Source organism: Pedobacter sp. 10L46_2, assembly GCF_056395165.1.
The window spans coordinates 1-3,935 of record NZ_JBFTIZ010000362.1 but is presented as its reverse complement, the minus strand read 5'-3'; the positions used below and the strand labels follow the sequence as shown (position 1 = coordinate 3,935).

At 40.5% G+C, this 3,935-nt stretch carries 3 protein-coding genes; all 3 read left to right on the top strand.

Annotated features, from left to right (window positions below; genetic code table 11):
* Positions 1–78 precede the first annotated feature (78 nt).
* The 3 genes from AC1DDX_RS24880 to AC1DDX_RS24870 all read left to right on the top strand — a co-directional run bounded on the left by AC1DDX_RS24880 (position 79) and on the right by AC1DDX_RS24870 (position 3,883).
* Positions 79–900 (top strand): NAD-dependent epimerase/dehydratase family protein, encoded by an 822-nt coding sequence (locus AC1DDX_RS24880; RefSeq protein WP_288884217.1) that lies wholly within the window; start codon positions 79–81, stop codon positions 898–900.
* Between the two features lie 60 nt (positions 901–960).
* Positions 961–2,349 (top strand): MBL fold metallo-hydrolase, encoded by a 1,389-nt coding sequence (locus tag AC1DDX_RS24875; RefSeq protein WP_288884215.1) that lies wholly within the window; start codon positions 961–963, stop codon positions 2,347–2,349.
* A gap of 229 nt (positions 2,350–2,578) precedes the next feature.
* Positions 2,579–3,883, top strand: coding sequence for an OmpA family protein (locus AC1DDX_RS24870; protein ID WP_172663238.1), 1,305 nt, complete (start codon positions 2,579–2,581; stop codon positions 3,881–3,883).
* Positions 3,884–3,935 lie beyond the last annotated feature (52 nt).

The following is a 3,935-nucleotide window of genomic DNA, read 5'->3' as shown; positions in this document are numbered from 1 at the left end:
TTCAATAGATCTCTCCTATCGTCGAGATGACGAAAGCTTTAAGGTAGCGACGGCAGCTTTAAATTAAAATATATAAACATGCAAAAAACAATCAGCATACTAGGATGTGGCTGGTACGGCCTGGCATTAGCAAAACACCTACTCGCCAATGGCTACAACGTAAAAGGATCAACAACCAGTGCCAATAAACTACCAACCCTTCAAACAGAAGGAATAGAACCATATTTAGTCAGTTTTAACGAACCAAGCATAAACTACAACCCTGCATTCTTTAATAGCCACACATTAGTCATCTGTATCCCGCCTAAAAGAAGCAGCGCTGAGCAGGCCAGCTTTCCAGATAAAATAGCCGAAATCTGCAAGGCAGCAGACAACAGTGTCAAAAACATACTATTTATAAGCTCCACCTCAGTATATGGCGATCGTAATACCGAATTATCAGAAACTGATGAACCAGATCCCGATACCCCATCCGGTAAAGCAATGAAACAAGCCGAGACCATCCTCAAAAACCATCCATCTTTCAAAACAACTATACTCAGGTTCGGTGGACTCATTGGCCCTGGTCGCGATCCGGGCAAGTTCTTCGCAGGCAAAATAAATTCCCCAAATGGGCAATCCCCAATAAATCTAATTCATTTAACAGATTGCGTTGGCATCAGCACCCATATCATAGAAACAGAAAGTTTCGGGTACACATTCAATGCCTGCACAGCCCACCATCCAGAAAAGCAAGCGTTTTATACACAAGCAGCCATCAACTCCGGGCTGGTGCCACCAACATTCATAAACGAACTTACCAGTTGGAAAATAATTAACTCCAATCAATCATCAACAGTATTAAAATATAATTACCAGATAACCAATTGGGTACAGTGGCTGCAAAAAGGTAAATTCTAATTTTAGTTTACGCTTAACTGTTAAAATGATATCTTGCCCTAATTAGGATAACCAAAAACTATGAAATTGACCATTTGGGGAGCAGCTAAACAGGTAACCGGAAGCATGCATCTTTTACAATTAGAAAATTATAATATATTAATTGATTGTGGGCTCGACTATGAAAAAGAAACCTTTCAGGAAGAAAACCAATACTTCCCTTTCGATCCGGCTTCTATAGATGTAGTTATCCTAACCCATGCCCATATAGACCATTCCGGTAACCTGCCAACACTGGTTCGGTTGGGTTTCGAAGGGCAAATCCTAAGCACACCACCAACAGCCGATTTAACCGAATTACTTTTACACGATTCCGTAAATGTATTTATTGGCAAGCAAAACAGACGCCCTAAAGGCCGAAGAGGCGGCAGATCAGGACCTCAGCCCTTATATCTCCAAAAACACGTAAACGACACCATGGACAGGTTTGTTACCATAGCCTTCCACAAAGAGTTCCGTTTAAATGACAATGTCTCATTAACCTTTATCCCCGTTGGGCACTTATTAGGCGCTGCAGCAATAGTTTTAACCCTTCAAGATAAAGGCGTAGAGAAAAAGATTGCCTTTACCGGCGATATAGGCCGTACCAACTACCCGGTTTTAGTGGATCCGGAACCACTACCACAGGTCGATTATCTAGTATCCGAATCCACCTATGGTGGCCGGTTGCACAGTACCGATGTAACCCTGCAAGAAAAGTTAATAGAAACCATAAACGAATCATGCGTTAAATACCCGGGCAGGCTAATCATTCCCGCTTTTAGCATCGGTCGTACACAGGCATTGGTATATTCCCTAAACAAAATCTTTAGCAGCGGACTGCTCCCACCCGTAAAAATATTCGTCGATAGTCCACTTGCTACCATTGCAACAGATATTTACAGAAAACATCACCACCTGTTAAACCAGGAATCTCAAGACTTCTATCGCAAACAAGGCGATGAATTTGAATTTGAGGAACTCTCTTACGTACATGATAAGCGCGAGAGCCAGTCGGTCTCCAATTATCACGAACCATGTATTATCATCTCGTCTGCCGGGATGCTGGAGGGTGGCCGTATTCAGGATCACCTTTATTATAATATACAAAATTATTATTGCACCATCCTATTTATCGGCTATTGCGCCAAAGGAACACTTGGCGACAGGTTATTACGGGGCGATCCAATTGTCCGCTTAAGGAACCGCGATCTCATGGTTTACGCCACCATACAAAAAACAGATCTGTTAAGCGGTCATGGCGATCATAACGACCTGGTTAATACCGTTAAGCAGCAAGATTCCGAAAAACTTAAATCAGTATTTCTGGTTCACGGAGAAATAAAAAGCATGAACATGCTTGGCGAAGCATTAACAGCACTTGGCTACAAAGTTAATTTACCTGAAAAAGGTGAAACTTTCGAGTTATAAAATATCCGTTCGGGCACAAACTGTATTAAATACTATACAAAAATCTTTACGTTTAAACGTTCGTTTCCTTTTTTTGGTATAAATTGAAAGCAAAACTAATCTACTGATTATTAGCACATTCAAATTTAAAATTAGATAAAACTGGCTTTGGCAGGATTATTACAAGCAGATAATCATTCAGTATTAAAATGAAACTGAAGAGAACTCAAATATCTAATTTATAAAAAACATGAAATCAAAAATTACAAAAGCAGCAATGATATTATCCATGGTGGGTCTATCAGCGCAATTATTTGCACAGGAGGCTGACTCTCAATCGTCGGAAAAATTCGCTAAGAAATATTTCCGCACCTGGTCTGTAGGACTTAACGGTGGTATGTTAACGCATTATACCCCTTTCAATAACAGAACTAATGGAAACTTCAATACTCCTTACGAATCTTGGGGTTACGGTGGTTACATCAAAAAACAAATAGTACCGGGATTTGGTATCCAGGCCGATTTCCTTGCAGGTAAAGTTAAAGGTGCCAACGTTATTGCCGGTACTAAATCAACTTTCGAATCTAGAATCGACTGGTCGGCAGCTGTTAGTGGTAACTTTACTATCGCCAACATGAGCTTAAACCAAAAACGTAATTTCCTTTCACCATATGCAACAATTGGTGCGGGTTACATGTCATCTGCAGCAACAACCGATCATCCGGGCGGTGCAAGCACAGGATATGATCAAAATTGGTTTGTTCCAATTGGAGCAGGTTTCAAATTGGGCGTATCAAAAGGTGTTAACATCGATTTAGGCTACACAGTTAGCTTCATGAAATCAAATAACTTTGATGGGGTAACAGCTGGTGCTAACGACAGATTCTCATATGCTCACGCAGGTATCGAGATTGCTTTAGGCAGAAAAGGAACTTCTCAATTACAAAACTTCAGCCCTATCGCTGCTATCCGCGAAGAAAGTGCTGCTGAAAGTGCAGAATTAAGAAGAGCATTATCAACTGCTGAAGAAAACGCAAGAAGAGACAAAGAAGCATTAGAAGCTCAATTAGGTGATGATGATGGAGATGGTGTAGCTAACAAATTCGACAAATGTGCTGGCACTCCTGCAAACACAGTGGTAGATGGTGCTGGATGTCCATTAAAAGCTCCTGCTCAGATCATCAAAGAAAAAGTAATTGTTACTGAGGCTGACCGTAGAGTTGTTGACGAAGCAATCAAAAACTTAGAGTTCGATTTAGGTAAATCAACTATACGTTCTACTTCATATGCAACTTTAAATAAAGTAGCTGAATTACTAGTAGCTAAAGACTTTAGCTTGAAATTAGCTGGTCACACAGATAACACTGGTTCAATGGCGTTAAACTTACGTTTATCTAAAGACAGAGCAGAAGCTATCAAAACTTATTTGGTATCACAAGGTGCAAACGCTTCACGTATCGAAGCAACAGGTTACGGTCCAAACCAACCTATCGCATCTAACAAAACTGCTGATGGTCGTCAGAAAAACCGTAGAGTTGAATTTACTTTATACTAGTATCTCACTAGTCTAAGTACCTCACTAGTTTGTCTAAGTACCTCACTAGTTT

Excerpts from the sequence above, each read along its gene's own strand:
- AC1DDX_RS24880 (WP_288884217.1), top strand. The coding sequence starts at position 79 with ATGCAAAAAACAATCAGCATACTAGGATGTGGCTGGTACGGCCTGGCA.
- AC1DDX_RS24875 (WP_288884215.1), top strand. The coding sequence starts at position 961 with ATGAAATTGACCATTTGGGGAGCAGCTAAACAGGTAACCGGAAGCATG.
- AC1DDX_RS24870 (WP_172663238.1), top strand. The coding sequence starts at position 2,579 with ATGAAATCAAAAATTACAAAAGCAGCAATGATATTATCCATGGTGGGT.